At 73.0% G+C, this 26522-nt stretch carries 22 protein-coding genes; 5 read left to right on the top strand and 17 right to left on the bottom strand.

What is annotated here, in order from left to right; translation table 11 throughout:
- Positions 1-8: 8 nt before the first annotated feature.
- Positions 9-791 (top strand): DNA polymerase beta superfamily protein, encoded by a 783-nt coding sequence (locus AB6L24_RS11135; protein ID WP_405654667.1) that lies wholly within the window; start codon positions 9-11, stop codon positions 789-791.
- Here AB6L24_RS11135 and AB6L24_RS11130 read toward each other — a convergent pair.
- From AB6L24_RS11130 to AB6L24_RS11085, 10 genes are all read right to left on the bottom strand, one after another.
- Entirely contained in the window at positions 717-1505 is a 789-nt protein-coding gene (locus tag AB6L24_RS11130; RefSeq protein ID WP_405654665.1) for a DNA polymerase beta superfamily protein, read from the bottom strand. The two genes, AB6L24_RS11135 and AB6L24_RS11130, sit on opposite strands and share 75 nt — an antisense overlap.
- 123 nt (positions 1506-1628) lie before the next feature.
- Positions 1629-2876: a pseudouridine synthase gene (locus tag AB6L24_RS11125; protein WP_405654663.1), complete on the bottom strand. Its 1248-nt coding sequence runs from the start codon at positions 2874-2876 to the stop codon at positions 1629-1631.
- A gap of 12 nt (positions 2877-2888) precedes the next feature.
- Positions 2889-3554 (bottom strand): SMC-Scp complex subunit ScpB, encoded by a 666-nt coding sequence (gene scpB, locus AB6L24_RS11120; protein ID WP_380852214.1) that lies wholly within the window; start codon positions 3552-3554, stop codon positions 2889-2891.
- The gene (locus tag AB6L24_RS11115) at positions 3551-4564 is read right to left on the bottom strand and encodes a segregation/condensation protein A (protein ID WP_405654660.1); all 1014 of its coding nucleotides are present in this window, start codon (positions 4562-4564) and stop codon (positions 3551-3553) included. The genes scpB and AB6L24_RS11115 overlap by 4 nt, the downstream gene beginning before the upstream one ends.
- A 50-nt stretch (positions 4565-4614) precedes the next feature.
- Positions 4615-5232, bottom strand: coding sequence for a hypothetical protein (locus tag AB6L24_RS11110; RefSeq protein WP_405654658.1), 618 nt, complete (start codon positions 5230-5232; stop codon positions 4615-4617).
- Entirely contained in the window at positions 5217-6350 is a 1134-nt protein-coding gene (locus AB6L24_RS11105; RefSeq protein WP_078618704.1) for a ParA family protein, read from the bottom strand. Before AB6L24_RS11105 ends, AB6L24_RS11110 begins: the two co-directional genes overlap by 16 nt.
- Positions 6351-6737: 387 nt before the next feature.
- The gene (gene ald, locus AB6L24_RS11100) at positions 6738-7862 is read right to left on the bottom strand and encodes an alanine dehydrogenase (RefSeq protein WP_405654655.1); all 1125 of its coding nucleotides are present in this window, start codon (positions 7860-7862) and stop codon (positions 6738-6740) included.
- A 133-nt stretch (positions 7863-7995) separates the two neighbouring features.
- The gene (locus AB6L24_RS11095) at positions 7996-10125 is read right to left on the bottom strand and encodes a tetratricopeptide repeat protein (protein ID WP_405654653.1); all 2130 of its coding nucleotides are present in this window, start codon (positions 10123-10125) and stop codon (positions 7996-7998) included.
- 187 nt (positions 10126-10312) lie between these two features.
- The gene (locus AB6L24_RS11090; RefSeq protein ID WP_405654651.1) at positions 10313-10939 is read right to left on the bottom strand and encodes an NUDIX domain-containing protein; all 627 of its coding nucleotides are present in this window, start codon (positions 10937-10939) and stop codon (positions 10313-10315) included.
- An 82-nt stretch (positions 10940-11021) separates the two neighbouring features.
- Entirely contained in the window at positions 11022-12677 is a 1656-nt protein-coding gene (locus AB6L24_RS11085; protein WP_385725342.1) for a CTP synthase, read from the bottom strand.
- 475 nt (positions 12678-13152) lie between these two features.
- On the opposite strand from AB6L24_RS11085, the gene AB6L24_RS11080 reads away from it, so the two are divergent.
- Positions 13153-14964 (top strand): glycoside hydrolase family 15 protein, encoded by a 1812-nt coding sequence (locus AB6L24_RS11080; protein ID WP_405657128.1) that lies wholly within the window; start codon positions 13153-13155, stop codon positions 14962-14964.
- 112 nt (positions 14965-15076) lie between these two features.
- Positions 15077-16711, top strand: coding sequence for a PucR family transcriptional regulator (locus AB6L24_RS11075; protein WP_405654649.1), 1635 nt, complete (start codon positions 15077-15079; stop codon positions 16709-16711).
- 90 nt (positions 16712-16801) lie between these two features.
- Here AB6L24_RS11075 and AB6L24_RS11070 read toward each other — a convergent pair whose 3' ends face one another.
- The 3 genes from AB6L24_RS11070 to recN form a co-directional block, all read right to left on the bottom strand.
- Positions 16802-17941, bottom strand: coding sequence for a glycosyltransferase family 4 protein (locus AB6L24_RS11070; protein ID WP_405654648.1), 1140 nt, complete (start codon positions 17939-17941; stop codon positions 16802-16804).
- Positions 17942-18605: 664 nt separating this feature from the next.
- The gene (locus tag AB6L24_RS11065) at positions 18606-19403 is read right to left on the bottom strand and encodes a hypothetical protein (protein ID WP_405654646.1); all 798 of its coding nucleotides are present in this window, start codon (positions 19401-19403) and stop codon (positions 18606-18608) included.
- Between the two features lie 269 nt (positions 19404-19672).
- Positions 19673-21391, bottom strand: coding sequence for a DNA repair protein RecN (gene recN / locus AB6L24_RS11060; protein ID WP_405657126.1), 1719 nt, complete (start codon positions 21389-21391; stop codon positions 19673-19675).
- 195 nt (positions 21392-21586) lie between these two features.
- Between recN and AB6L24_RS11055 the strand changes: the two genes are divergently transcribed.
- A complete protein-coding gene (locus AB6L24_RS11055; RefSeq protein ID WP_405654644.1) occupies positions 21587-22939 on the top strand; it encodes an FtsX-like permease family protein in 1353 nt (450 codons plus the stop codon).
- Positions 22940-23137: 198 nt separating this feature from the next.
- Here AB6L24_RS11055 and AB6L24_RS11050 read toward each other — a convergent pair whose 3' ends face one another.
- The 3 genes from AB6L24_RS11050 to AB6L24_RS11040 are packed head-to-tail and all read right to left on the bottom strand — an operon-like array spanning position 23138 to position 25222.
- The gene (locus tag AB6L24_RS11050; RefSeq protein WP_190119106.1) at positions 23138-24043 is read right to left on the bottom strand and encodes an NAD kinase; all 906 of its coding nucleotides are present in this window, start codon (positions 24041-24043) and stop codon (positions 23138-23140) included.
- Positions 24040-24855: a TlyA family RNA methyltransferase gene (locus AB6L24_RS11045; protein WP_030356043.1), complete on the bottom strand. Its 816-nt coding sequence runs from the start codon at positions 24853-24855 to the stop codon at positions 24040-24042. The genes AB6L24_RS11050 and AB6L24_RS11045 overlap by 4 nt, the downstream gene beginning before the upstream one ends.
- A 7-nt stretch (positions 24856-24862) precedes the next feature.
- Positions 24863-25222 carry a hypothetical protein gene (locus AB6L24_RS11040; RefSeq protein WP_405654641.1) on the bottom strand — a complete coding sequence of 120 codons (360 nt, stop codon included), beginning with the start codon at positions 25220-25222 and terminating at the stop codon, positions 24863-24865.
- A 42-nt stretch (positions 25223-25264) separates the two neighbouring features.
- Here AB6L24_RS11040 and AB6L24_RS11035 point away from each other — a divergent pair, with 42 nt between their 5' ends.
- Entirely contained in the window at positions 25265-25612 is a 348-nt protein-coding gene (locus tag AB6L24_RS11035; RefSeq protein WP_380852178.1) for an SCP2 sterol-binding domain-containing protein, read from the top strand.
- Positions 25613-25631: 19 nt separating this feature from the next.
- On the opposite strand, the gene AB6L24_RS11030 is transcribed toward AB6L24_RS11035, so the two are convergent.
- The gene (locus tag AB6L24_RS11030) at positions 25632-26438 is read right to left on the bottom strand and encodes an ABC transporter ATP-binding protein (protein ID WP_405654639.1); all 807 of its coding nucleotides are present in this window, start codon (positions 26436-26438) and stop codon (positions 25632-25634) included.
- Positions 26439-26522: the final 84 nt, after the last annotated feature.

Raw genomic sequence — 26522 nt, 5'->3', positions numbered from 1 at the left:
CTCCGGGCATGAACCCGGCGCCGCTCCCCGAGGTCCCCCAGGACCCGCTCGACCCGCACGACCTGGTGCGCGACCACACGGTCTACGCCTGCGTGATGGGTTCGCGCGCCTTCGGCCTGGCCACGGAAGGCAGCGACACCGACCGCCGCGGGGTGTTCCTCGCGCCGACGCCGCTGTTCTGGCGCTTCGAGAAGCCGCCGACACACGTGGAAGGACCCGCCGAGGAGCAGTTCGGCTGGGAGCTGGAACGGTTCTGCGAGCTGGCCCTGCGCGCCAACCCGAACGTCCTGGAATGCCTGCACTCCCCGCTCGTGGAGCACGTCACCGACACCGGCCGCGAACTCCTCGCCCTGCGCGGGGCCTTCCTGTCCCGCCAGGCCCACGAGACCTTCGCCCGCTACGCACTCGGCCAGCGCAAGAAGCTCGAAGCGGACGTCCGCGTCCACGGCGCCCCGCGCTGGAAGCACGCCATGCACCTGCTGCGCCTCCTGACGAGCTGCCGCGACCTGCTCCTGACCGGCGAGCTGACGATCGACGTCGGCGACCACCGCGGGCCCCTGCTCGCGGTGAAGCGCGGCGAGGTCGGCTGGCCCGAGGTGGAGGCGTGGATGGCGGGCCTCGCGGCGGAGGCGGACGCGGCGGCGGACCGCACCCCGCTGCCCCCGGAGCCGGACCGGCGGCGCGTCGAGGACTTCCTGTTCCGCGCGCGCCGGGCCTCAGCCCTGGAGGCGGGCCCGTACGACGAGGTCGTGCAGCGCGTCGTACGCGACGGGGGCGTCCGGCAGGTCTGAGGCCGCCTGGGCCTCGTCCAGGGCGGTGTGCAGGCGCTCGACGTCGGCCGCCACGCGCGCGTGGTCGACGTCGGCGCCGCCGTGCTCGGCCTCGCGCTTGGCCGCGATCAGCTCGGGAAGGTAGCCGGGGGCGCCCGCCTCGTCGAGCAGCGTGGGCAGGTGGGCCTGGACCTCGCCGGTGCGCATCAGATGGATGCCGGTGAGCAGCACCCGGAACGTGTACAGGAGCGGCTTCAGCTCACCGGTCCTGTCGAACAGCTTCCACTGGGTGGCCGCGAAGCCCCGGTAGTGGTGCGCGTGGTGGGAGGTGAGCACGCCGGGCGCGAGCGCCGCCAGCTCCTCGTGCAGCGCGCCCGTGTGCACCACGAGCGGCGAGAGCAGCTGCTCGAGGACGTAGCCGTTGCGCCGCAGCAGCAGCCGGACGAACTTCCTGAGGTCGTGCGTGACGAGGTCCATCTCGACGCCGTCGCGCACCCGCCCCCAAGTTCTCGGCTCCGCTCGAACAGGGAGGTACCCCCCTCGCGACCGCGTCTCCTCCGGCTCCCGCAGCCCCACCAGGTCCCGCACCGGCAGCAGATGGACACCGCGCAGGTCCACGTCCGAGTCCCGGGACGGGAACCCGTACAGATGCGCCCCCGAGACCGTGGCGAAGACCAGCGGGTCGGGCTGTTCCGCGACGACGGAGCCCAGGTCGGCCACGCTGATTTCGATCATCCGCACAGCATCCCAGGCGGCCGGCCACGGCAGCCGGGCGCCCACCCGGGAACGTCGTCGGCCGCCCGCACCCGATCCGGGAGCGGGCGGCCGACGACGTACGCACGAAGACCTGAGGCAGGCCTACAGGTCGACTTCCTTCATCAGCATGCCGACCTCGGTGTTGGACAGGCGGCGCAGCCAGCCCGACTTCTGGTCGCCGAGCGTGATCGGGCCGAAGGCGACGCGCACCAGCTTGTCGACGGGGAACCCGGCCTCGGCGAGCATGCGGCGCACGATGTGCTTGCGGCCCTCGTGCAGGGTCACCTCGACCAGGTAGTTCTTGCCGGTCTGCTCGACGACGCGGAAGTGGTCCGCGCGGGCGTAGCCGTCCTCCAGCTGGATGCCGTCCTTGAGCTGCTTGCCCAGGTCGCGCGGGATCGGGCCGACGATGTGCGCGAGGTAGACCTTCTTCACGCCGTACTTCGGGTGGGTCAGGCGGTGCGCCAGCTCACCGTGGTTGGTGAGCAGGATGACGCCCTCGGTCTCGGTGTCGAGCCGGCCGACGTGGAACAGACGCGTCTCGCGGTTGTTCGTGTAGTCGCCGAGGCACTGGCGCCCTTCGTTGTCCTCCATGGTGGAGACGACACCGGCGGGCTTGTTCAGGGCGAAGAACTGGTACGACTGCGTGGCCACGGTGAGGCCGTCGACCTTGATCTCGTCCTTGTCCGGGTCGACGCGCAGGCCCTGCTCCATGACGATCTCGCCGTTGACCTCGACGCGGGCCTCGTCGACCAGCTCCTCGCAGGCGCGCCGCGAGCCGTAGCCCGCGCGGGCGAGGATCTTCTGAAGGCGTTCGCCCTCCTGCTCGGCGCCCGGGAAGGTCTTGGGCGTGCTCACCTTCGGCTTGCCCGCGTACCGCTCGCGATTGCGCTCCTCGGCCCGGGTCTCGTACTCGCGCGAGTACGCAGGCGCCGGACGGCCGCGACCGGTGCCGCGCTGGTCCTGGCCGCGCTTGGGGCCGCCCTTGGCACCGCCGCGCGCCGAGGCGCCGCGACCCGACTTCGGGCCGTCCTGGGTGCCGCCGGGGCCCACGTCGTAGCGCCGCTCCTCGGGGCGGGGCTTGCTGGGGCGGCCGGGGCCCTGCTTGTCGTCGCGGTCGTTGCCGGCGCCGCGGAAGTTCCCGCGGGGGCCGCCGCCACCGCTGTTGCCGCGGCCACCGCCCGTGGGGCGACCGCCGCTGCTGCCGCGACCGCCACCGCTGGGGCGACCGCCGCCGTCGCCACGGCCCCCACCGCCGGGGCGGCCGCCACTGTTGCCGCGGCCGCCGCTGTTGCCACCACGGCTCCCGCCGTTGTTTCCGCTGCTGTTCCTGCCGCTGCTGCTTCGCATCAAATGTCCGTCTTAGTCGTCTGCGTCCTCGTAACCCGGCGCATCGGGTGCGTCCGGGTCGAACGACGGGACCCCTTCCTGGGTCTCCCCCTCGATCGCGTCCGCCTCGGGGAGGAAGGGCGCGAGCTCGGGGAGCTCGTCCAGGCCGCGCAGGCCCATCCGCTCCAGGAAGTAGTTCGTCGTCCTGTACAGGATCGCACCTGTTTCGGGTTCCGCGCCCGCCTCCTCCACCAGACCTCGCTGGAGGAGGGTCCGCATGACCCCGTCACAGTTCACTCCGCGCACCGCGGAGACCCGCGAGCGGCTGACCGGCTGGCGGTACGCGACGACGGCGAGGGTCTCCAGGGCCGCCTGGGTGAGCCGGGCGTGCTGCCCGTCCAGGACGAAGCCCTCGACGGCGGGGGCGTAGGCGGGCCGGCTGTAGAAGCGCCAGCCGCCCGCCACGAGCCGCAGCTCGAAGCCGCGGCCCTGCACGGTGTACTCGTCGGCCAGCTCCCGCAGCGCGTCGGCGACGGCCCGCCGGGGGCGCTCCAGGACCTTGGCCAGGTGCTCCTCGGTCGCGGGCTCGTCCACGACCATCAGGACGGCCTCGAGGGCGGGCTTGAGGTCGAGCTCCGCGACGGCGGCCCGCAGGTCTCCCGCGGGGCTCTCGGGGCTCCCCTGCTGCACTGCGCTCACGGCTTCCTCTCCTCGTCCGGCTCGGGGGCCCGGTCGAACTCGTCGGTCACGGTCGGCTCCGCCGCGCCGTCCCCGCCGGTCCAGCGCACCATCAGGTCGCCGAGAGCGTCCTCCTGCTCCAGGGCGACGGCCTTCTCGCGGTACAGCTCCAGGAGGGCGAGGAAGCGGGCGACGACGGTGAGGGTGTCGTCGGGGCCCAGCTCCTCGATCAGGGCGCGGAAGCTCGCCTCGCCCCGCTCCTTCAGGCGTGCCACGACCACGGCGGCCTGCTCGCGCACGCTCACCAGCGGGGCGTGGATGTGGTCGATGTACACCTGCGGCTTCGCCTTGGGCTGCATCGCCTTCACGGCGAGCTTGGCGAACCCCTCGGCGCCGATGCTGATGACGACCTCGGGCAGCAGCTCGGCGTGGTGCGGCTCCAGGCCGACGGTGCGCGGATGGCGCCGCGCCTCCTCGTCGAGCCGCCCGCTGAAGATGTCCGCGATTCTCTTGTACGCGCGGTACTGCAGCAGCCGCGCGAACAGCAGGTCCCGCGCCTCAAGCAGGGCCAGGTCGGCCTCGTCCTCGACCTCGGCGGCGGGCAGCAGCCGCGCCGCCTTCAGATCGAGCAGCGTCGCCGCGACCACCAGGAACTCGGTCGTCTGATCCAGATCCCAGTCCGGCCCCATGCTCCGGATGTGCGCCATGAACTCATCGGTCACCTTGGACAGCGCGACCTCGGTGACATCCATCTTGTGCTTCGAGATGAGCTGCAACAGCAGATCGAACGGCCCCTCGAAGTTGGCGAGCCGAACCTTGAACCGCCCGTCACCGGGCTCGGCAGGAGCCTCCTCGACGGCCGGAGCTTCCGCCATGTCCACGTTGTGGGGATGTTCCGGCTCCCCACCCGGGGGCTCCAGGGGCAGGCCCCCGGTCTCGGGAAGGGGCGGGCTCGGGGAAGAAACCGCCCCACCACGCCCCAGCACCCGCCGCGGACGACGGGACTCAGCGGGTACGGCGTCGGTCGGCATTCACGATCCAAGGAAACGGCAACGGCAGGGCATTACGCGGAAAGGTACCGCTACCGCCCACGCAGCCGTCGTACGAGAATGCTCGCGTCCCCCCGCGATTCGAGGTCGGCCAGCACCACGGCCACCGCCTCACGCACGATCCGCCCCCGGTCCACGGCGAGCCCGTGCTCCCCGCGCAGCACGAGCCGCGCGTGCTCGAGGTCCATCAGCTCTTCGGCGGAGACGTACACGGTGATCTTCTCGTCGTGCCGCTCACGCCCGCTGGGCCGCCGGTTGGCGGCCCGGGCCCGGCGCCGCGCCTGCGCGGGCGTGTCGCCGGACGTGTTCGCGGACTTGCCGCCCGCGGCGGCGCTGGCAGAACCTTCCTGCGCCGGGCGCCGCCCGGAGCCCTTCCCGGCGTCCGTGCCGGACGCGGAGCGGCTGCGCGAGGGCGCGCCGGACTCCGCGTCCGCCGCGGTGTGTTCGGCGCTGTCGGTGTTGTCGGGGGAACCCGCGTCCTCCCGCGGAGCGTGGGACTCCTCGGCGGCCGCCTCGTCGCTCTCGCCCGCGGGAGCGGGCACCCTCGCCTCGCCGTTCGCCTGGCGCCGCGGGGTGGACGCCTGCAGCGCCATCCCCCCGGTCGTGCGGAACAGTTCGTCGGCCCCCGGCAGACTCACTCGGCGTGACACCGGGCGAGCACCTCCCTGGCGAGCTGGCGATAGGCGGCCGCGCCGACCGAGTTCGAGGCGTACGTCGTGATCGGCTCACCGGCGACCGTGGTCTCCGGGAAGCGCACGGTCCGTCCGATCACCGTGTGGTAGACGTGATCGTCGAAGGCCTCGACCACGCGCGCGAGGACCTCGCGGCTGTGCACCGTGCGCGAGTCGTACATCGTCGCGAGGATGCCGTCGAGCTCCAGGTCGGGGTTGAGCCGCTCCTGGACCTTCTCGATGGTCTCGGTGAGCAGGGCCACACCGCGCAGCGCGAAGAACTCGCACTCCAGCGGCACGATCACCTTGTGCGCGGCGGTGAGCGCGTTGACGGTGAGCAGGCCGAGCGAGGGCTGACAGTCGATCACGATGTAGTCGTAGTCGGCCATCAGCGGCTTGAGCGCGCGCTGCAGCGTGGACTCGCGCGCGACCTCGCTGACCAACTGCACCTCGGCGGCGGAGAGGTCGATGTTGCTGGGCAGCAGGTCCATGTTGGGGACCGCCGTCTTCAGCAGGACCTCGTCCGCCGACATGCCCCGCTCCATGAGCAGGTTGTAGACGGTGAGGTCGAGCTCCATCGGGTTCACACCGAGACCCACCGAGAGCGCGCCCTGCGGATCGAAGTCGACGAGCAGCACCCGGCGCCCGTACTCCGCGAGCGCGGCGCCCAGGTTGATGGTCGACGTGGTCTTGCCGACGCCGCCCTTCTGGTTGCACATCGCGATGATCTTCGCGGGGCCGTGGTCGGTCAACGGCCCCGGGATCGGGAAGTACGGCAGCGGCCGTCCCGTGGGGCCGATGCGCTCGCGGCGCTGACGGGCAGCGTCGGGCGCGAGCGTGGCCGCGTACTCGGGATCGGGCTCGTACTCCGCGTCGGGGTCGTAGAAGTGACCCTGGGGCAGTTCCTCGTAGTCGGCGAGAGGGGTGGGGGTGGTGTTCTCGCCACTCCGGTCGCCGGCCATGGCGTTCACGTGATGGCCATCCATGCTCTGGGGTGCTGACTGTGTCGGCTGCGGACTCTGGCGGGCTTCGAAGGTGCGGACAGCGACGGAGCCGACAGCCTGAAGCCCGACGGGGCCTTGGCCTCGTCCAGTCATTCCTGGTTGACCACCCCCGGGAGCAAATGTCGACTCATTCACAAGTCGTCTTACCTCCTTGGTGACCAGGAAATTTCTAGATAGGTCAGCGTGGCACCATGCCGACGGTTGGCGACTCTATGGCGTGTCACCACTCCGCAGCAACACAATCCGCCGGACCCGGCCCGATGTGTCGGCAATGGAACATCCGGATGTCAAGGGCGCACTGCATGACATCGCCGCGTTTGCGTGGTGGACGAATCGCCCAAATGTTTACGTACAAGGCGAGTTGAGCGAGTGTACGCCCAACCGCCCGCGGCCGGACCCCTCACAAGGTCCGGCCGCGGGCGTGAGATTGACGACTTCCGTTGACCCGAGCCGACGGAAAAGCCGTGGTCGGCGTGGCGGTCAGCCGAGCAGCGACTCGATCTCGACGTGCTCGAGACCGTGCGCCTCGGCGACCTCCTTGTAAACGACCTTGCCGTCATGGGTGTTGAGACCCAGGGCGAGCGCGGGGTCGCGGCGCAGGGCCTCGACCCAGCCGCGGTTCGCCAGCTCGACGATGTACGGCATCGTGGCGTTGGTCAGGGCGTACGTGGAGGTGTTGGGCACCGCGCCGGGCATGTTGGCGACGCAGTAGAAGACCGAGTTGTGGACCGGGAAGGTCGGCTCGGCGTGCGTGGTGGGACGCGAGTCCTCGAAGCAGCCGCCCTGGTCGATCGCGATGTCGACAAGGACACTTCCGGGCTTCATGCGGGACACCAGCTCGTTGGTGACGAGCTTGGGGGCCTTGGCGCCCGGGATGAGCACGGCGCCGATGACGAGGTCGGCCTCAAGGCAGGCCTTCTCCAGCTCGAAGGAGTTGGAGACGACGGTCTGGATCTTCGTGCCGAAGATCTTGTCGGCTTCCTTGAGCTTGTTGATGTCGCGGTCGAGCAGGGTCACGTGGAAGCCCATGCCGATGGCGATCTGCGCGGCGTTCCAGCCGGAGACGCCGCCGCCGATGACGACGGCCTTGCCCGCGGCCACACCCGGGACGCCGCCGGGCAGCACACCGCGGCCGCCGTTGGCGCGCATCAGGTGGTAGGCGCCGACCTGCGGGGCCAGGCGGCCCGCGACCTCGGACATCGGGGCGAGCAGCGGCAGGGCGCGGCTGGGCAGCTCCACCGTCTCGTAGGCGATGGCGGTGGTGCCGGACTCCAGGAGGGCGTCCGTGCACTCCTTGGAGGCGGCCAGGTGCAGGTAGGTGAAGAGCGTCTGGTCCTTGCGGAGGCGGTGGTACTCCTCGGCGATCGGCTCCTTGACCTTCAGGAGCAGGTCGGCGGTGGCCCACACCTCGTCGGCGGTCTCCAGGATCTCGGCGCCGGCGGCGATGTACTCGCCGTCCGTGATCGAGGAGCCGACACCGGCGTTGCGCTCGATGACGACCTGGTGGCCGTGGCGCACCAGCTCGTGCACGCCGGCGGGGGTGATGGCCACCCGGAACTCGTTGTTCTTGACCTCGCGGGGGATGCCGACCTTCACGTCGATCACGGTCCTTGGCTCTGGGGGGGTTCGGACAATGGAGTACAAACCGGTACGCAAACGAGCGCATCGGAAGACACCACGAAGCACGCGGCGGAGCCAGTCTAATGAAGGATTTCCCGCTGTCCAGCCTTTCAAAGCTTCAATCTTGGCCGGATGCACTACGGATTTCGTAGGCGGAGGCCGCTGGTCCATCTTCGTTGTGATGTTCTTCCCGATGCTGTGGCGCAGGCCCTGCGACCTCGGGAAACTCCCCTCCCAGCATGCGCTCGGCGGCCGCGCGGTGCAGCCCGGCGGCGGTCGGGTCCCCGAGCCGTTCCAGGGTGTCCGCGAGGCGCACCTGCAGGGCCGCCTGGAGGCGCACGTCCGCCGCCTCGCGCGCCCACTCGGCCGCTTCCTGGCAGGTGCGCAGGGACTCCTCGGGCCGCCCCGCGTACTCCTGGACGCGCGCCATCTCGCTCAGCGCCCGGGCCCGGCCCGCCACGTCGCCGGTCTTGCGCAGGCCCGCGACGGCCGAGCGCCAGTTGCGCAGGGCCTCGCCGTAGCGGCCCGCGTAGGTGTGGGTGGTGGCGATGCGGCCGTGCAGCCGGGCGGCGTCTGCGCGCTCGTCGCGGGCCAGGCGCTGGGCGAGGGCCCTGCCGTACCAGTCGGCGGCCCGCGCCCAGTCCCCCAGCTCCTGGTAGGCGCCGCCTACGGATTCCATCGCGCGGCCGGTCGCGTACGGGTCCCCGGCGACCCGGCCGCGGTCGAGCGCGGCGCGATAGCGGGCCAGGGCCTCGTGCGTGCGCCCCGTCTGCGCGTCCAGGTCGGCGAGGTTCAGGAGCGCGGCGGCCTGCTCCCGCGGCAGGTCCCTGCGCTCGGCGACGTCGAGGACGAGCTGGTGGATCGCGTACAGCTCGGGCGCCGCGTCCCGCGTGCCCCGGTGTGCGACCAGGGCGCGGGCGAGGGCGGCCATGAGGCGGCGGGCGAGGGTGTCGAGCTCGCCGTCCGCGACCGCGAGCCGGGCCGCGGCGAGCAGCGCGGGCTGGCGGATCCGCAGCCACTCGGCGGCGGCGCGCGGGGTCGGGAAGCGCAGCGCCCGGGGCAGTCCGGCGAGTCTCTTGCGCGCCGTCGAGCCGTCGGGCTCGGTGACCGCACGGCAGGACTGGAGCAGCCGCACGGTCCGCTCCAGCATCCGGGCCCGCGCCAACTGCACCTCCCCCGGCCGGTCCTGAGTCCCCGTCAACTCCCGCAGGAGCGGCACCAGACACCCGGGCACCTCGTACTGCGGCAGCGGCGACGCCACCGCCCGCAGCAGGCCGAGCGCGACGAAGTCGTCGAGCGTGGCGCAGGCCGCGGACACCGAACAGCCCGCGAGCGCCGACGCGGTGTGCGGGTCGACGTACCCGGCGGGGGCGAGGGAGAGCAGGCGCAGTATCCGGGCGGCGGGCGCGGGAAGGGCGGCATAGGTGTGCTGGAAGACCCGGGCGAGGCCGGAGTCGGCGGCACCCTCCTCGGGGCAGTCCCTGACCTGCTTGGCGAGGTCGGCGACGGCGGCCTTGGGGCGGGCGGCGAGCCAGCCGCCCGCGATGACGAGCGCGGCCGGATTCCCGCCGCAGGCCTCGACCAGGCTCTCCGCGGAGCGCGGGTCGACGGTGATGCGCACCGAACCCGCGCTGCGGGCGAGCAGGTCGAGGGCGGCCTTGGTGTCCAGGCCGCCCAGGGTGCAGGGGCGGACGTCGGGGATGCCGGTGAGCGGGCCCGCGGACACGGCGACGACCAGACAGTCGGGGGTGTCCGGGAGCAGCGGGTCGACCTGCGCGCCGCCCTCGCCGTCGGTGACGTCGTCGAGGAGGAGCAGGGCGCGGCGGCCGTCGAGGGCGGCGCGCAGGTCTGCGGCCAGGTCGTCCTCGTCCGCTCCGGCGGGCGCGGGGGCGCCGAGCGCGTCGAGCAGTTCGCGGGCGGTGCGCTCGGTGGGGACGGCGGCGCCGTCGGGGTCGGTGAGGCGGGCGCGCAGGACACCGTCGGGGTAGGCGTCGGCGAGCTGCCGGGCGAGTTCCTCGGCGAGGGCGGTGCGTCCTGAGCCGGGGCGGCCCGCGACGAGCAGGACGCGGGCGCGGGGCGCCTTGCGGCCGGAGAGGGTGTCGAGTCCCGCGCGGTCGATGTCGGCGCGGAGTTCCTTCAACTCCCGGTGGCGGCCGACGAATCGGCTGCCGTCCGCGGTGGCGACCGCGCCGCCTGGCGTCGGCGCGCCACTCGCCGAACCGTCCGTGTCGACCGCCTGATCCGTCACGGGTAACGCTCCCGTCCGCCTGCGCACGAACCCGCCGGGACTCCGGTCGGGACGCTTTCAGAGCCTAGTTCAGGCCCTGCCGCGTTCCGGGCCGCACGGGGCCCACAAGTCGCCCGATCGGATCAGGAGATCGTCAGACCGCGCGCCGCCGGACGGGCGACTCGGGGGTGCCGGGGGCGTTCGCCGCTCAGGCCTCGAACGGTCGTGCGGGCCACGGCGCGTCAGCCGGGCGCAGGGAGTCCACGCCGTCGCCCTGGAGCGCCGCGGTGAGCGACAGGGCGCCCACGACGAGGCAGTTGTTGTGCAGCTCGCCGGCGAGCACACCGCGTACCAGGTCCGCGAGGGGCACCCGGGCCAGCTCCATGTCGGACTCCTCCTCGGAGACCTCGAAGCGCTCGCCCTCGGCCTCGGAGAGGTCACGGGCGAGGAACACCCGCACGGCCTCGTCGCAGCCGCCGGGCGTGGTGTAGACGTCGGTGAGCACCCGCCAGTCCTCGGCCTTGACGTGCGCCTCCTCGTACAGCTCGCGCTGCGCGGCGTGCAGCGGGTTCTCGCCGGGGACGTCGAGCAGGCCCGCGGGGATCTCCCAGAGCTTGTGGCGCACCGGGTGGCGGTACTGACGGATCACCAGGACGCGGTTCTCGTCGTCGAGGGCGAGCACGGCCACCGAGCCGGGGTGGACCTGGTAGTCGCGGCGGACGACTGTCCCGTCCGGCATGACGACGTCGTCGGTGCGCACCGAGGTCTTGTTGCCGACGAACGGGGTCTGGCTCGCCGTGACCTGCCACTCCTCGGCGGTGTCCTTGATCGTCATGTCGCGCTGTCCTCCCACGTGCAAAAACAGAAACCGGGGTGCGCGCCCACCAGGCGCGTACCCCGGCAACCGTATCCCGCCGCTACTTGCCCGCGGCCTGCTGGCGCTGGACGGCGGCCTTCACCAGGCCCGCGAAGAGCGGGTGCGGCCGGGTCGGGCGCGAGCGCAGCTCGGGGTGCGCCTGGGTCGCGACCAGGTAGGGGTGGACCTCGCGCGGGTACTCGACGTACTCGACGAGCTTGCCGTCGGGCGAGGTGCCGGAGAAGAGGATGCCGGCCTGCTTCTCCAGGTCCGCGCGGTAGGCGTTGTTCACCTCGTAGCGGTGGCGGTGGCGCTCCTCGACGTACTCCTTGCCGTCGTACACCTCGCGCACGATGGAGCCCTCGGCGAGCTTGGCCGGGTACATGCCGAGCCGCATGGTGCCGCCCATGTCGCCCTCGCCCGCGACGATGTCGAGCTGCTCGGCCATGGTGGAGATGACCGGGTGGGAGGTGGCGGAGTCGAACTCGGTGGAGTTGGCGTCCGGGATGTCCGCGAGGTTGCGGGCCGCCTCGATCACGATGCACTGCAGGCCGAGGCAGAGGCCGAGCAGCGGGATCTTGTTCTCGCGGGCGAACTGGATCGCGCCGACCTTGCCGGACACACCGCGGTCGCCGAAGCCGCCGGGGATGCAGATCGCGTCGACGTCGCCGAGCTGCTTGGCGGCGCCCGCCGGGGTCTTGCAGTCGTCGGAGGTGACCCACTTGATCTTGACGCGGGCCTTGTTGGCGAAGCCGCCGGCGCGCAGCGCCTCGGTCACCGAGAGGTAGGCGTCGGGCAGGTCGATGTACTTGCCGACCAGCGCGATGGCGACCTCGTGGTCGGGGTTGTGGACCCGGTCGAGCAGGTCCTCCCACTGGGTCCAGTTCACATCGCGGAAGGGCAGGTCCAGCTTGCGGACGACGTAGGCGTCCAGGCCCTCGGTGTGCAGGACCTTCGGGATGTCGTAGATCGACTTGGCGTCGATGGCGGCGACGACCGCGGCCTCGTCGACGTCGCACATCAGCGAGATCTTGCGCTTGATGGCGGTCGGGACCTCGCGGTCGGCGCGCAGCACGATCGCGTCGGGCTGGATGCCGATGTTGCGCAGGGCGGCGACGGAGTGCTGGGTCGGCTTGGTCTTCAGCTCGCCGGAGGGGCCGATGTACGGGAGCAGCGAGATGTGCACGACGAAGACGTTGTCGCGGCCGACCTCGTGGCGGACCTGGCGGACGGTCTCCAGGAACGGAAGCGACTCGATGTCGCCGACGGTGCCGCCGACCTCGGTGATCACGACGTCGACCTCGTCCGTCGCCATGCGGCGGATGCGGTGCTTGATCTCGTTGGTGATGTGCGGGATGACCTGCACGGTGTCGCCCAGGTACTCACCGCGGCGCTCCTTGGCGATCACCTGGGAGTAGACCTGGCCGGTGGTGACGTTGGCCGAGCCGTCGAGGTCGACGTCGAGGAAGCGCTCGTAGTGGCCGATGTCCAGGTCGGTCTCGGCGCCGTCGTTGGTGACGAACACCTCGCCGTGCTGGAAGGGGTTCATCGTGCCGGGGTCGACGTTCAGGTACGGGTCGAGCTTCTGCATCGTGACGCGCAGGCCCCGGGCCTTGAGGAGCGCACCCAGGCTGGAGGCCGTCAGGCCCTTGCCGAGGGAGGAGGCGACACCCCCGGTGACGAAGATGTGCTTGGTCGTCGTGGATGTGGGTGGCATGGCCAAGAGGGGGCTCCCGTGCGTCGCGGTCTGGAGGTGCGTACCGGCGTCCGCTCCTTTGGTCGGAGGGAGGTGCCGTCGCTGCGGTTCGGGGGTTCTAGGACCACCGGCTCACGGGCTACCAGGGTATCAGCGACAGACGGGGGCTGCTTCCGGCCACGTCTTGACACGCGCTTTCACATCACGTACATGATCTTCACCGCTCGAACACGCGGCGGGTACCGGACGGGCACGGCTTTCACCCGGAACACGTTCGGCGTAGTCACGTTGGCGGGACGAGCGGGCAGATATCCGGGGCGTCGATGTATGTTGCTCGGACACTCGCTGCCGAGCCGTGCGCACGGGCTGAACCATCCCCCGTCGGCACTTCTGGACATCACTGGAAACCTTCGGGCCCGGCAGTTCGTTTTACAGCGAACCCTTGACCGTAGAACGAGCGCCCCGTGAGCGGGCGAACGTGGCCGTTTGAATGGGGATGCACGTGGCCGGGCGCATCGAGGATTACGCACTGATCGGGGACATGCAGACCGCCGCGCTGGTCTGCCGGGACGGCACGGTCGACTGGCTGTGTCTGCCCCGCTTCGACTCCCACGCCGTCTTCGCCGGTCTCCTCGGCACGGAGGAGCACGGCTTCTGGCGGCTGGGCCCCGCCCATGGTCCGGGCACACGGCCCGCACCGTCGACCCGGCGGACGTACCGCGGCGACTCCCTGATCCTGGAGTCCGAGTGGGACACCCCGCGCGGCACGGTCCGGGTCACGGACTTCATGCCGCCGCGCGACTCCGACGCCCCGCAGCTGGTGCGGATCGTGGAGGGCGTCAGCGGCCGGGTGCCGATGCGCTCCGCCCTGCGGATGCGGTTCAGCTACGGCCGCGTGGTGCCGTGGGTGCACAAGGTCGACGGGCGCACGGTGGCCGTCGCCGGACCGGACTCGGTGTGGCTCGACACCACCGCCGAGACCTTCGGCAAGGACCTCACGACGTACTCGGACTTCACCGTCGCCCCCGGCGACCGGATCGCCTTCACCATCTCCTGGCAGCCCTCGCACAAGGAGCAGCCCGCCCACCCGGAGCCGGAGGCGGCGCTCACGGCGACGGAGGAGTTCTGGCGCGACTGGGTCGCCCAGTGCACGTACCACGGGCCCTACCGCGAGGCCGTGGTCCGCTCCCTGATCACCCTCAAGGCACTGACGTACGCCCCCACGGGCGGCATCGTCGCCGCGCCCACCACCTCCCTGCCGGAGGACATCGGCGGCTCCCGCAACTGGGACTACCGCTTCACCTGGCTGCGCGACGCCGCCATCACGCTCTCCTCGCTGCTGCGCACCGGCTATCGCGAGGAGGCCCGCGCCTGGCGCGAGTGGCTGCTCCGCGCGGTGGCGGGCGACCCCGAGAACCTGCAGATCATGTACGGCATCGCGGGCGAGCGCGAGCTCGGCGAGGCGGAGCTGGACTGGCTTCCGGGGTACGAGAACTCGGCGCCCGTCCGCGCGGGCAACGGCGCCGCCCACCAACTCCAGCTCGATGTCTACGGAGAGGTCACCGAGGCCCTGCACCTGGCCCACATGACCGGCCTCGCCCGCAACGACTACGCCTCGCTGCTCCAGCTCAAGCTGATCCGCTATCTGGAGACGCACTGGGACCAGCCCGACGAGGGCATCTGGGAGGTGCGCGGACCGCGCCGCCACTTCGTGCACTCCAAGGTGATGGCCTGGGTCGCCGTCGACCGCACCATCAAGCTCATCGAGTCCGGCGACGCCGACGGCCCCCTCGAGCGCTGGCGCGACATGCGCGACGACATCCACCGGGACGTCTGCGAGCGGGGCTACGACAAGGAGCGCAACACCTTCACGCAGTCGTACGGCTCCAAGGAGCTGGACGCCTCGCTGCTCCTCATCCCGCAGGTGGGCTTCCTGCCGCCCGACGACAAGCGCGTCATCGGCACCATCGAGGCCATCCAGCGCGAGCTGTCCACGCCGGACGGCTTCATCCTGCGCTATCCGACCTCCGGCGACGACGCGGGCGTGGACGGTCTGGAGGGCGACGAGGGCGCGTTCCTCGCCTGCTCGTTCTGGATGGCCGACGACCTCGCGATGATCGGCCGCGTCGACGAGGCCCGCAAGCTCTTCGAGCGCCTGCTCGACCTGCGCAACGACCTCGGCCTGCTCGCCGAGGAGTGGGACCCGCGCCTGCAGCGCCAGGTCGGCAACTTCCCGCAGGCGTTCAGCCATGTGCCGCTCATCGACACGGCACTGCGGCTGACGGCTTCGGGGGCGTACGGGGGCTAGCACCGGTTCGTACGAGGGCGGCGCCGGCCGGCGCCGCCCGGTCCCGGCGGCCAGGACATCGCCGCCCGCACGGCGACGGGCCCACCCGGCCTGGTCAGGTAGCGTCCGCCCCATGGACAGTCAGGACACTCAGGGCGGCATCACCGTACAGCGGGCACTGGAACTCCCCGGTCTGCGCGGCGGCCTCCCGGAGATCGTCGCGGGCGGCGACCGGCTCGGCCGCACGGTGCGCTGGGTGCACGCGGGCGAGGTCCCGAACATCGCCTCGCTCCTCAAGGGCGGCGAACTCCTCCTGACCACCGGCCTCGGCCTCGGCTCCCGCCCGGCCGAACAGCGCGCCTTCGTCCGCGACCTCGCCGAACGCGGCATCGCCGCCCTGGTCGTCGAGCTCGGCCCGCGCTTCACGCGCCTGCCCGCCGCACTCGTGGACACGGCCCGCGCGGCCGGCCTGCCCCTGGTCCAGCTGCACCGCGAGGTGCCCTTCGTGACGGTCACCGAAGAGGTGCACACGGAGATCGTCAACGGCCACTACGCGCTCCTGCGCCGCGCCGAGGAGGTGCACCGCCGCTGCACCGGGGCCCTGCTCTCCGGCGGCGGCATCCCCCAAGTACTCTCCGTCCTCGCCGAGTTCAGCGGCAACCCGGTGTTCCTGGAGACCGCCGACGGCCAGCTCCTGTACGCCGCCGGGGCGGGCAGCGCCTGCGCCGACCCGCTCCAGGTCTGGGAAGGCCTGCGAGGCCGCCCCGAGGACCGGGCCGAGCCCCCCGCGGGCGCCGTCCTCGTGGACGTACCCGGCGGCGGCCCCGGCGCCGGATCGGTGCGGGCCCGCCTGGTCCTGCTCGCCGTGGAGTCCGCGCTGCTCCCCGTCCACCGGATCGCCGCCGAGCGGGCCGCGGGCAGCCTCGCGGTGGTCCTGATGCAGGCGAGGCAGGAGGAGGAGCTGGCCGCCCGCGGCCGCGGCGACTTCCTCACCGACCTCGCCGAGGGCCGCATCACCCCCGAGGACGCGCCCGCCCAGGCCCGCGTCCTCGGCTTCAAGCCGGGGTCGAGCCCGCTGCTCCCGGTGGTCATGCGGATCCCCGACGGCCTGCCGACCGGCGGCGGTTGGGCCGTCCTCGCCCGCGCGGTCGCGGAGGAGCTGGCGTCGGTGGGCGTGCCGGTGCTGCTCGGCGTACGCCCCGTGGAAGGGAGGGTTCCGCTCCTGCTGGGGCTGCGCGCGGAGCCCGAGCGCACGACGGTCGCGGACCGGGTCGCGGCGGCGCTGCGGGCCGGGGTCGAGCGGGCGGGCATGCGGCGGGCCGGGGCGCAGCCGCCGCTCGTGGTGGTCGGCGTGGCGGGCGGCTGGGCGGCGGCCGCTTCGGGCCTGCGGCACGCTGCGGAGACGGCGACGGCGGCGCAGGGGCTGCCGGACAGGCCCTGGTACGACGCGCGGCGCCTGGACATCGACCTGCTCCTGTGGCGCCTGCACCAGCACGACGGGACCGCGCTCGCCGCGTTCGTGGACCGCGCCATCGGTCCCCTGCGCGACCACGACCAGCGCTCCAAGCCGCCCCTGCTCCCCACCCTCCAGACCTATCTGGCGCACGCGGGCCGCAAGGCGGAGACGGCCCGCGAGCTGCACCTCAACCGCCAGACCCTCTACAACCGTCTGGCCCGCATCGGCGAACTCCTCGGCACGGACCTGGACGACCCGCAGACGGTCCTCGCCCTCAGCCTGGCGCTGCGGGCCCGCAGGCACGTGCCGTGAGACGACGCACTCGACCACTCCGTACGCCCCGCTCGACCGCCCCACACGAACGGACGCGACCGCTCCGCACGAAACGAACGGCTCGGCCCATCAGTACGAAATGATCGGCTGAGTCAACTCGTCGTAGACACTCAACACTTGAGTGACCGTTTCGTCCTCCGTGGGCCAGGTGGCGGCCTGGGCGGTGCCCAGGTCCTTCAGCTCCCGGCGGCGCGCGTCGTCGGCCAGAAGCCGGGTGACGGCGTCGGAGAGGGCCCGGGCGTCCCCGTACGGGACGAGTTCGGCGGCGTCGCCGACGAGTTCGGGGATGCCGCCGACGGCGGTGGCGACGAGCGGCACGCGCGCGTGCAGGGCCTCCTGGGCGAGCAGGGAGCGGGACTCCCACTCGCTGGGCAGCACCACGAGGTCGGCGGCGGCGAGGAGTTCCGGTACGTCCTCCCGGCGCCCGATGAGCCGCGCGGGCAGGCCTTCGGCGTCGATGCGGTCCTGGAGGGCGGCGCGCGCGGACCCCTCGCCCGCGACGACGAGCAGCGGCAGCGGGGCGAGCCCGGCCCAGGCGCGGGCGGCGTCCAGCAGGACGTCGTAGCCGCGGTGGGACTCCAGGGAGCCGACGGCGAGGAGCAGGGGGCGGTCGACGGCGCCGAGTTCGGCGCGGATCTTGTGGCGGGGCCCGGTGGGTTCGTCGTCCGTGCGCTCGGCGCGGCGGGGCGTGGGCAGGGCGACGGGCGCGAGGCGGGCGTCGCGTGCGCCCCGGCCGCGGGCCCGGACGACGAGGTCGGACGAGGTGCCGAGGACGACGGCGGCGGCCCGGGCGACGCGCCGCTCCAGGACGCGCAGGACGTGGGCGCGGGCGCCCGAGGCCTGGGCGCGGGTGTGCCAGGTGACGACGAGCGGGATGCGGCGGCCGGTGAGGGCGATGGCGGCACGCAGGGCGGCGTGCAGCCCGTGCGCGTGCACCAGGTCGGCGTCGGCGCAGGCGGTCCGCAGGGCGGCGACGGACGCGGGGTCGCTGCGGCGCGGCACGGGGACGTGGCGGGCGCCGGTGCCCGCGAAGTCGTACGCCTCGTCGGCCTCGGTGGGGGCGCACACGGTGACGCGCACGCCGCGCGCCGCGAGTCCTGTCGCCAGGGACCTGACGTGCGCGCTGCTTCCCGCGCTGCCGCCGCCGAGGACCTGCACGGTGTGCAGCGGCGGCTGGCCTTGCGGTGCGGGGGTGCTCACGTGGCTCACGTGGCCGGGGCTCCTGGGTCGGGTCGGCGGCTGGGCGGCGCGCCGAGGGATGGGCGGGCGCCGGCGGTACGGGCGGTCGGTGGCCCGCCCACGGACAGCGCCAAGAATGCCAGTACGTACGGTCGTTCCGGCACTGCTGAAAGGTCCCTTCCGCGTCGGGCCGGACAACTTCACGCGCCGGATCACCCACTCGGGTGAGCACGGGCGCGGGGCCCGGGGCGAGGTCCGCGACCGATCGCCCCCTCCGGCCGAAGGCCCGTCGGCCCCCGCATCTTCGCAAGCCCGACGCCACGGCGGAAAGCCTTTGCCGAAGTTGGATCCGGCAGCGGGGGCGGGTCCGGCTCTCCCCTCCCCGAAATCCCGAACAGAACCCGTGCCCCACCCCTTCTCCCGCACCTCACCAACGCCTGGCGGCCCGCCCTCCCACACCCCACCAACGCCTCGCGGCCCGCCCTCCCACACCCCACCAACGCCTCGCGGCCCGCCCTCCCACACCCCACCAACGCCTCGCGGCCCGCACTCTCCCTCGCCCCGCCAACGCCTCGCGGCCCGCTCTCTCCCTCGCCCCGCCGCCCCGATCGTGGCTGTGGCAGCCGTCCCCGTCCCGCGCTGCTCCGCCCCCCCTCTCCCGCAACTCTCCCTCAACGCCTCCCCTTCGCCCCGCTCACGCAGCGGCCCGCGCCCCCTCCGGCGCAAGCCCGGTCCGAGCCAGCCTGCTCACCGTGTCCCCGCACACCGCCGCGGCGACCAGCCCCGCGGCGTGGGCGGCGAGGCCGACGCGGTGGTTGCCCGCGACGATGGCCGCGCCCAGGGCCGCGCCGAGGGCGTGCGCCCCCGTGTCGCCGATCATCGTGCGCTGGGCGATGTCGTCGGGCAGGACAGCGGCGGCCGCGCCCATCGACGCGGCGGCGAGCGTGGCGCCCGGGCCCGCGCGCAGCAGGCCGGGCGCGCCGAGGGCGAGCACCGTGGCGGCGGCGCGGCCGGGCCGTACGTCCACGAGGTTCACGAAGTGAGCGGTACCGGCGATGACGACGCCCGCGAGCACCTTGTCGACGGGACGTTCCTTGAGCAGGGCACCCGCGGCGAGCGCGGCGGCCGAGACCCCGAACAACTTCACGGCCCCGCTGGTCACTTCGCCCGCCCGCAACGCCGTCAGGTGCGCCCGGAACCCGCGCCGCGGGTCCTGCGCGCCCACCACGTCGTCGTACGCCCCGCAGGCCCCCGCCGCCAGCACGGCGAGGCCCGCTGCCGCGCGCGGCCGGGGCGCGAGCGCCACCGCCCCGACCGCGGCGCCGACGGCCGCCGCGGGGCCCGCGTGCAACTCGACGGTCCGGCCCGCGAAGTTCGTCCGCTGCCATCGGGCGGGGGCGCCCGGCGGGCGGGTGCGCAGCGCCGCGAGGGCGGCGCGGGTGGCGGTGGCGGCGAGCAGGAAGGCGGGGCGGCGGCGGGAGGGGGTGATCATGGGGGCGAGGGTACGGGGGCCTTGCCGGGGGCTCCCCAACCCCACCCCTTCCCGGCTGTGACGATGTGCGGCTCCGCCGCGTGGGGGGGGGCTCCGCCCCAGACCCCGCTCCTCAATCGCCGGAGGGGCTGAGAGCTAGCCGCACATGATCTAGCCCGTCCGGCGTTTGAGGACGAGGCGCGTAGCGCCGATCAGGGGGGTCCAGGGGGCGCAGCCCCCGGTTTCGGAGAAGGGGCGGGACTGGGGCGCCCCCGCGAGGACACCCACCCTCACCCATCCCCCCGAGCCGCAGCCAACAACTCCTCCGCATGCGCCCGAGCCGTCTCGGAGTCCTCCTGCCCGGCCAGCATCCGGGACAACTCCCGCACCCGGTCCTCCCCTTCGAGAACCTGCACCCCGGACCGCGTCACGGACCCGTCGTTCGTCTTCTCGACCAGAAGCTGCCGATCGGCGAACGCCGCCACCTGCGGAAGGTGGGTGACGACAACGACCTGAGCGGACTTGGCGAGCCGGGCCAACCGCCGCCCGATCTCGACGGCGGCCTTCCCCCCGACCCCGGCGTCGACCTCGTCGAAGAGATAGGTGGGCACGGGATCCGTACCGGCGAAGACGACTTCGACGGCGAGCATGACGCGGGACAGCTCACCGCCGGAGGCCCCCTTGGCGATGGGCCGGGCCGGCGCACCGGGATGCGGGGCGAGCAGCAGCTCGACCTCGTCGACCCCGGCGGGCCCGTAGGCGACGGTACGGCCGTCGATCTCGACCCCGTCGGGATCGTCGGTCTGACGTACGTCGATGGTGACGCGCGCGTGGGGCATGGCGAGCGAGGCCAGCTCCTCGGTGACGGCGGCGGCGAACCGCGAGGCGGCCTCGACACGGGCCTCGGTGAGGGCCCGGGCGAGCCCGGACAGCTCGGCGCTCAGCGCGTCCCGCTCGGCGGTGAGCCCGGCGAGCCGATCGTCGTCGCCCTCCAGCTCGACGAGCCGCGCGGACCCGTCCTCGGCCCAGGAGAGGACGGCCCCGACGTCCTCGCCGTACTTGCGGGTGAGCTGCGTCAGGGCCGCCCGCCGCTCCTCGACGGCGGCGAGCCGCAGCGGATCGGCGTCGAGGTCGTCGGCGTACCCGGCGAGTTCGCCCGCGACGTCCGACAGGAGGATGCCGATCTCGCCGATGCGCCCGGCGAGGACGGCGAGGGCGGGGTCGTGGGAGCGGACGGCTTCGAGGGCGCGGTGGGCGCCGGCGACGAGGGTGGTGGCGTCCACGCCCTCGGGGTCCTCGGGGTTCCCGGCGAGGGCGGCGTGGGCGAGCGTCGCGGCGGAGGCGAGCGCTTCGGCGTGCCCCAGGCGCTCGGCCTCGGCGGCGAGTTCGGTGTCCTCGCCCGCGCGGGGCTCGACGGCGGCGATCTCCTCCAGGCCGAAGCGGAGCATGTCCGCTTCCTGGGCGCGCTCGCGGGCGCGCGTGGTGATCTCGTCGAGCTCCGTGGCGACGGCCCGCAGCCTGCGGTACGCGGCGGCGTACTTGTCGAGGGGCACGGCGACGGCCTCGCCCGCGTACCGGTCGAGCGCGCCGCGCTGCCGGGCGGGCTTGAGCAGGCCCTGCTGGTCGCTCTGCCCGTGCACGGCGATGAGGTCGTCGGCCAGCTCGGACAGCACGCCGACCGGCACCGAGCGCCCGCCGAGGTGGGCGCGTGAGCGGCCCTCGGCGGAGATCGTCCGGCTGACGAGCAGCGCCCCGTCGTCGAGTTCGGCCCCGGCCTCCTCGGCGCGCACGGCCGCGGCGGCGTCCGAGGGCACGGTGATGCGCCCCTCCACGACCGCCGACTTGGCGCCGATCCGCACCAGGGCGGGGTCGGCGCGCCCGCCGAGCAGCAGGCCGAGGCTCGTGACGACCATCGTCTTGCCCGCTCCGGTCTCACCGGTCACGGCGGTGAAGCCGGGCGACAGCTCGACCACCGCGTCGTCGATGACTCCGAGCGACCGTATCCGCATCTCCTCCAACACGCACACGACCTTACGAGGTCACGGGTCCGCTGTGCGACGTGCCCTGGCGTCCTTGCGTGAACGCGCAGGTGGCGAAGGCCCCGAAAACGTCACCTGTCACCCGCCGGGGTGGGGTTTTCCCCAGTCGGATTCTGCGGCGGCCTTCATGGTGGGCGGCCGCCCCGCCGCAGGATCATGATCGATATGAGTACGGGACTGGCACGGGCGGCGCTGCGCGCACACCGCCCGGCTTTCATCGGCACGGCCGTCGCGGCGCTGTTCGCGGCGACGGTCGTGAGCGCGTCGACGATGGTGTTGCGCACGACGAGCACGGACGGCCTTTCGCGCGAGGCCCGCGCGACGCTCACGGAGAACGGCGTGGGCGACACGGCGGCCGTGCTTCTGATCGGCTCCATCTACATGTCGATATTCGTGGTCGCGTCGACCATGGGCACGGCCGTGGTGCAGCAGCACCGCGAGCTGGCCCTGGTCCGCTCCATCGGCGCCAGGCCCCGCCAGGTCCGCCGCGCGGTGGCCGTCCAGTCCCTGGCCGCGTCCGTGCCCGCGGCCCTGGTGGGTTTCGCGCTCGGCGGCGTGCTGGCCCGCGTGTGGTTCCGGGGGATGGTCACGCACGGTCTGGTTCCGGCCGAGGTGTCCTTCCGCTTCAGCTGGCTCGCGCTGCCCGTGTGCCTGGGCGTGGCCGTGATCACTTCGGCGCTGGCCGCCGTGCTGTCCTCGCTGCGCTTCTCCTTGCTGCGGCCCGCACGCGCGCTGCACGAGGCAGCGGCGGGGCGGCGCGGGCTCGGGCTGCTTCGGGCGCCGCTCGGGCTGCTCGCGGTCGCGGGCGGTGTCGTCCTGTCGGTGCTGCTCTCGCGGCAGCCCGCGGACGAGGCGGGCGAGGGGGCGTTCCTGGTCCTCATCCTGTTCTGCGTGGGCGCGGGGCTGCTCGGCCCGCGGCTCATCGGGCCCGCGGCCTGGCTGGTGTCGGCGGCCGTGGGCCGTCTGGGCGGCGGCGCGGCACGCCTGGCGATGCTCAACGTCCGTTCCCAGCCGCGCCGTTTCTCCGCGGCGGTGGTGCCGCTCCTGCTCGTCGTCGGCTTCGGCCTCACGAAGATCGCGATGCATACGACGGCCCAGCACCACACCGGCTCCGCGGGCAGCACGGGCGAGGTCTGGATGGACTACATGGGCACGTCGTTGTACGCGGGCTTCGCGGCCATAGCCTCGGCCAACACCCTCGCGATGATCTCCTTCGAGCGCCGCCGCGACCTGGCCCTGCTGCGGGTCGTGGGCTCCCAGCGCCGCCAGGTGCGGGCGATGGCGGCCTGGGAGGCGGTGGTCGTCGCCGGGACGGCGCTGCTGCTCGGCGGCGTGATCGCCCTCGCGACCCTCGCCCCGATGCTCAGCACCGCCTTCGGCTCGGCGGTCCCGCATCTGCCGTGGGTGGTGCCGACGGGCGTGGCGACCGGCACGCTGCTCCTGGCCCTCGGCGCCACAGGCTTCCCGGTGACGGCGGTGCTGCGGCGCCGTGCCATCACCGTGGTCAACGCGACCTGACCCTGCCCACATCGGAACGGCTCTGGCGAGTCCCGCCCCGCCCCCGCAAGGGGCACGGGGAACTGCACACCGACCTCGCCCCGCAAGGGGCGCGGGGAACTGCGCGCCCAGCCCCCACCGCACCGCAGGAATCAACACAGCCGCCCCGCAGGAAAGCACAGCCGACCCGCAGGATCACCCCGCCCATCCAGCGAAGCGCTACTGCGGCGCCCCCCGCCACCCCGAGACCGGCAGGGCGAACTTGGCCACCAGCCGGTCGGTGAACGACGCGTGGTGCAGCCGCGCGAGCCGCACCGGCACCGCTCCCCGGCGGACCTCGACGCGCGCCCCGGCGGGCAACTCGACGGTGCGCCGCCCGTCGCACCACAGCACCCCGTGCGGCGTGTGCGGCTGGACCTCGACGGCGAGGACCGAGTCCGGCGAGGTCACCAGCGGCTTGGCGAAGAGGGCGTGCGCGCTGATCGGCACCATGAGCAGCGCCTCGACCTCCGGCCACACCACGGGCCCGCCCGCCGAGAAGGCGTACGCGGTCGAGCCGGTCGGCGTGGCGCAGACGATGCCGTCGCAGCCGAAGCCGGTCACGGGGCGGCCGTCGATCTCCAGGACGACCTCGAGCATCCGCTCGGCCGACATCTTCTGCACGGCGGCTTCGTTGAGCGCCCAGTCGCGGTGGACGACGTCGCCGTTGCTGTGCACGACGACGTCGACGGTCATGCGCTCCTCGACCTCGTAGGCCTTGGTGACGACGCGGTCGACGACCTTGTCCAGGTCGTCCCGCTCGGCCTCGGCGAGGAAGCCGACGCGGCCGAGGTTCACGCCGAGCATCGGCACGCCGGAGGCACGGGCGAACTCGGCGCCGCGCAGCAGCGTCCCGTCACCGCCGAGCACGATGAGGAGTTCGCAGGCGTCGAGGCACGCGGGTGTCGCCTCCTTGACCAGCTCCACCTCGTCGGGCAGCGGCAGGTCCGCCGCCTCCGCCTCGAGCACCCGCACGCCGAGGCCGCTGCGCAGCAGCCCCTGCACGACGAGTTCGGCACTGCGGATGGCCGCGGGCCTGCCGGTGTGCGCAAGGAGAAAAACAGTACGAGCTCGGGTCTGACTCAACGGGGCCCCTCCGCCACGGCACGGTCGACGTCCGCCGGGTCGAGTTCCGGCGCCCCGGCGCGCAGCCACAGAAAGTACTCGACGTTCCCGGAGGGCCCGGGCAGCGGGCTCGCGGTCACGCCGCGCACCCCGAGGCCGAGCCCCCACGCCTGCCGTGCCACGGTCCGCACGGCCTCGGCCCGCAGCTCCTCGCTGCGCACCACACCTCCGCTGCCGAGGCGCTCCTTGCCGACCTCGAACTGCGGCTTCACCATCAGGACGAGGTCCGCGTCGGGCGCCGCGCAGCGCGCGAGGGCGGGCAGCACGAGCCCGAGGGGGATGAAGGACAGGTCGCCGACGACCAGGTCGACGGGCTCGCCGTCGATGAGGTCGAGCGTCAACTCGCGTACGTTCGTACGGTCCTTGACGGTGACCCGGTCGTCGCTCTGCAGCGACCAGGCGAGCTGGCCGTAGCCGACGTCGACGGCGACGACGTGCGCGACGCCCGCGCGCAGCAGCACATCGGTGAAGCCGCCGGTGGAGGCGCCCGCGTCGAGGGCGCGCCGCCCTTCGACGGCGAGCCCGTGCGGGACGAAGGCCTGCAGGGCGCCGGCGAGCTTGTGGCCGCCGCGCGAGACGTAGTCGGGATCGTCGTCGTCCTGGGTGACGACGATCGCGGCGGCGGTCTCCACCTGCGTGGCCGGTTTGGTCGCGAGGGTCTTGCCGACGCTCACCCGGCCGGCGGCGATCAGCTGGCTCGCGTGCTCGCGCGAGCGCGCGAGCTTCCTGCGGACCAGCTCGGCGTCGAGGCGGCGGCGTGCCACTCCTGCCACGTTCGGTTCAGCTCCTGTTGTCAGTCGGTGCGGGCGCCCCCGCGGGGGCGGGCGGCCCGGGGCGTGCGTCCAGCGCGGTCAGCGCGTCGCGCAGGCCCCGGTGCACATCCTCGTACACCTCGATGTGGCCGTCGGTGGCGAGGTGGTCGGCGTCGCCGAGACGCTGGAGCTGGGCGTCCACCTCGGCGTTCCCTGTGGGGGTGCGGACGACTTCCAGCGGGGCGGGCTCGGAGGGGTCGGCGTCGGCCTCCGAGCGCACCGGAGCACCAGCTTCCGGATTCACCGGAACATCGGCGTCCGCCTCCACCGGAATCTCGGACTCCGCCTCTGTGGGCTCGGGCTCGCGGCCCGGCGTCCAGTCGCTCATGCCACGACGCTACATCGAAGCTCTGCGGTACCGTCGATCACGATGGCGACCATGGCGGAGTGCCGCAGCGCACTCGACAAACTCTCGGACAACCTCGCGGCCGCGGACGGCGACGTACGCAGTGCCGCCGCGCTCGACCGCTCCCTGAGCTGCCACCTCAGAGATCTCGACGTCACCCTCACCGGCCGCCTCCAGAACGGCCGGATCGAGGTCCTCGACGAGCACCCAGGACCACCCCACGAGAAGGCCCAGATCCGCCTGGCCATGACAGGCGACGACCTGGTGGCGATGGTCGACGGCAACCTGAACTTCGCCAAGGCGTGGACGTCAGGCAGGGTCAAACTGGAGGCAGGCCTGAGGGACCTCCTGCACCTGCGCAAACTGCTCTGACAACAACCCCGCCCCAGCCCTACGCGCCGCGCGAGCCCACGCGGGCCTTACGAGCCGCAGGCACCACCAACGGCGTCCCCGTCTCAGGATCATCAATCACCTGACACTTGATCCCAAAGGTCTCCGCCACCAACTCGGCGGTGACGATCTCCCCGGGAGCCCCCTCGGCCAGCACCTTCCCGTCACGCAACGCGATCAGATGTGTGGCGTACCGCGCGGCGTGGTTCAGGTCGTGCAGCACGGCGACCAGCGTCCGCCCCTGCTCCTCGTGCAGATCGGCGCACAGGTCGAGGACATCGATCTGGTGCTGGATGTCGAGGAACGTGGTCGGCTCGTCGAGCAGCAGCAGCGGCGTCTGCTGGGCGAGCGCCATGGCGATCCACACGCGCTGGCGCTGACCGCCGGAGAGCTCGTCGACGTACCGGTCCCCCAGCTCGGCGACGCCGGTCGACTCCATGGACTCGCGCACGATCCGCTCGTCCTCCTTGGACCACTGCCGCAGCAGCCCCTGGTGCGGGTAGCGGCCGCGCGCCACCAGGTCGCCGACCGTGATGCCGTCGGGGGCGATGGACGACTGCGGCAGCAGCCCGAGCGTCCGCGCGACCTGCTTGGCGGGCAGCGACTGGATGGTCTGGCCGTCGAGGAGCACCCGCCCGGCGGAGGGCTTGAGCATCCGCGACAGGGCACGCAGGAGCGTCGACTTGCCGCAGGCGTTCGGACCGACGATCACCGTGAAGGAGTTGTCGGGGATCTCCACGGACAGCTTCTCCGCGATGACACGCTGGTCGTAGCCGATGGTCACGTCGTCCGCGATGAGGCGGTTCACGGGGGCACGCTCCTGGTCGTGGGGTTCTTCGTACGAGGTCCGGGTCCGCGGCTTCACGAGCGCCACCGCCGAGCGGGGCGGGCG

The sequence above is a fragment of the Streptomyces sp. RK9 genome, from assembly GCF_045070545.1.
In the GTDB taxonomy this organism is placed as follows: Bacteria; Actinomycetota; Actinomycetes; order Streptomycetales; family Streptomycetaceae; genus Streptomyces; species Streptomyces alboflavus.
The sequence above is the reverse complement of the archived record's forward strand: the minus strand, read 5'-3'. Positions and strand labels throughout refer to the sequence as shown.

Excerpts from the sequence above, each read along its gene's own strand:
- AB6L24_RS11075 (WP_405654649.1), top strand. The coding sequence starts at position 15,077 with ATGGACAGTCAGGACACTCAGGGCGGCATCACCGTACAGCGGGCACTG.
- AB6L24_RS11135 (WP_405654667.1), top strand. The coding sequence starts at position 9 with ATGAACCCGGCGCCGCTCCCCGAGGTCCCCCAGGACCCGCTCGACCCG.
- AB6L24_RS11085 (WP_385725342.1), bottom strand. The coding sequence starts at position 12,677 with ATGCCACCCACATCCACGACGACCAAGCACATCTTCGTCACCGGGGGT.
- AB6L24_RS11040 (WP_405654641.1), bottom strand. The coding sequence starts at position 25,222 with ATGAGCGACTGGACGCCGGGCCGCGAGCCCGAGCCCACAGAGGCGGAG.
- AB6L24_RS11115 (WP_405654660.1), bottom strand. The coding sequence starts at position 4,564 with ATGCCGACCGACGCCGTACCCGCTGAGTCCCGTCGTCCGCGGCGGGTG.
- AB6L24_RS11035 (WP_380852178.1), top strand. The coding sequence starts at position 25,265 with ATGGCGACCATGGCGGAGTGCCGCAGCGCACTCGACAAACTCTCGGAC.
- AB6L24_RS11065 (WP_405654646.1), bottom strand. The coding sequence starts at position 19,403 with ATGATCACCCCCTCCCGCCGCCGCCCCGCCTTCCTGCTCGCCGCCACC.
- AB6L24_RS11080 (WP_405657128.1), top strand. The coding sequence starts at position 13,153 with ATGCACGTGGCCGGGCGCATCGAGGATTACGCACTGATCGGGGACATG.
- AB6L24_RS11105 (WP_078618704.1), bottom strand. The coding sequence starts at position 6,350 with ATGACTGGACGAGGCCAAGGCCCCGTCGGGCTTCAGGCTGTCGGCTCC.
- AB6L24_RS11125 (WP_405654663.1), bottom strand. The coding sequence starts at position 2,876 with ATGCGAAGCAGCAGCGGCAGGAACAGCAGCGGAAACAACGGCGGGAGC.
- AB6L24_RS11090 (WP_405654651.1), bottom strand. The coding sequence starts at position 10,939 with ATGACGATCAAGGACACCGCCGAGGAGTGGCAGGTCACGGCGAGCCAG.
- recN (WP_405657126.1), bottom strand. The coding sequence starts at position 21,391 with ATGCGGATACGGTCGCTCGGAGTCATCGACGACGCGGTGGTCGAGCTG.
- AB6L24_RS11130 (WP_405654665.1), bottom strand. The coding sequence starts at position 1,505 with ATGATCGAAATCAGCGTGGCCGACCTGGGCTCCGTCGTCGCGGAACAG.
- AB6L24_RS11055 (WP_405654644.1), top strand. The coding sequence starts at position 21,587 with ATGAGTACGGGACTGGCACGGGCGGCGCTGCGCGCACACCGCCCGGCT.